This window comes from Streptomyces solincola, from assembly GCF_002982015.1.
Lineage (GTDB): Bacteria > Actinomycetota > Actinomycetes > Streptomycetales > Streptomycetaceae > Streptomyces > Streptomyces solincola.
In genome coordinates this window covers 1-1613 of sequence record NZ_PVLV01000719.1, presented here as the reverse complement: position 1 = coordinate 1613, position 1613 = coordinate 1, and the positions used below count along the sequence as shown (strand labels likewise).

The window sequence follows — 1613 nt, the reverse complement described above, 5'->3', positions numbered from 1 at the left end:
GCCCCGCACGCCGACGAACGGCCGACGGCACAGGCCGGCCGGTACTACGACGCCGTCATCGTCGGCGGCGGGCACAACGGCCTGGTCGCCGCCGCCTACCTGGCCCGCGCCGGGCGCTCCGTCCTCGTCCTGGAACGCCTGCCCGTCACCGGCGGCGCCGCCGTCTCCAGTCACGCCTTCACCGGCGTCGACGCCCGCCTCTCCCGCTACTCCTACCTGGTCTCCCTGCTGCCCCCGAAGATCGTCCAGGACCTGGGTCTGCGCTTCGCCACCCGCAAACGCGCCGTCTCCTCCTACACCCCCACCGTGCGCGCCGGACGCCCCACCGGCCTGCTCGTCGCCGAGGGCCGCACCCGCGACTCGCTGGCCGCGCTCACCGGCTCGGACGCCGAGTACGACGCCTGGCGGCGCTTCTCCGCCATGACCGGCCGGGTCGCCGAGCGGGTCTTCCCCACTCTCACCGAACCCCTGCCCAGCCGCGCCGCCCTGCGCGCCCGCATCGCCGACGACGCCGCCTGGCGCGCCCTGTTCGAAGAGCCCATCGGAGTCGCCGTGGAACGGCACTTCGCCGACGACCTGGTCCGCGGCGTGGTGCTCACCGACGCACTCATCGGCACCTTCGCCGACGCCCATGACGCCTCGCTCGTCCAGAACCGCTGCTTCCTCTACCACGTCATCGGCGGCGGCACCGGCGACTGGGACGTTCCCGTCGGCGGCATGGGCGCCCTCACCACCGCCCTCGCCGACGCCGCCCGCGCGGCCGGCGCCACCCTCGCCACCGGGCACGAGGCGGTCCGCGTGCACACCGACGGCCGCACCGCCGAAGTGGCCTACCGCACCGCCGACGGCGAGGCCGCCGTCGCCGCCCGCCATGTGCTGGTCGGCGCCTCCCCGCACACCCTCGCCGCTCTCCTCGGCGACCCCGCACCGCCGCCCGCCGAGGGCTCCCAGCTCAAGGTCAACATGCTGCTGACGAGGCTGCCCAGGCTGCGCGACCCCGCCGCCGACCCGGCCACCGCCTTCGCCGGCACCTTCCACCTCGACGAGGGGTACGCCCAACTCGCCCATGCCTACCGGGAGGCCGCCGCCGGCAGGCCGCCGACCACCCCGCCCGCCGAGCTGTACTGCCACTCGCTCACCGACCCCGGCATCCTCGCCCCCGAGCTGGCCGCCACCGGCCACCACACCCTCACCCTGTTCGGGTTGCACACCCCCGCCCGGCTGTTCACCTCCGCCGAAGGTGCGGGCTCCGACGCCACCCGCGCCGCCCTGCTGGACGCCGTGCTCGCCCGGCTCGACGCCCACCTCGCCGAACCGCTCACCGACTGCCTGGCCCGCGACGCCGACGGCCGCCCCTGCGTCGAGGCCAAGTCGCCGCTCGACCTGGAACGCGAACTCGGTCTGCCCGGCGGCCACATCTTCCACGGCGACCTCGCCTTCCCCTACGCCCCGGACGACGCCCCCGCAGCCACCGGCGACCCGGCCGCCCGCTGGGGCGTGGCCACCCGCCACCCCAACGTGCTGCTCTGCGGCGCCGGCGCCCCGCGCGGCGGCGGGGTCAGCGGCATCCCGGGCCACAACGCCGCCATGGCCCTCCTGGAACACCCCTGAAC

1 protein-coding gene is annotated in these 1613 nt (G+C 76.2%); it reads left to right on the top strand.

From position 1 onward, the window contains the following. The first annotated feature begins 57 nt into the window (after positions 1–57). Complete coding sequence (locus tag C6N75_RS29650) at positions 58–1611, top strand: phytoene desaturase family protein (protein ID WP_105871919.1); 1554 nt, start codon at positions 58–60, stop codon at positions 1609–1611. The last annotated feature ends 2 nt before the right edge of the window (positions 1612–1613 follow it).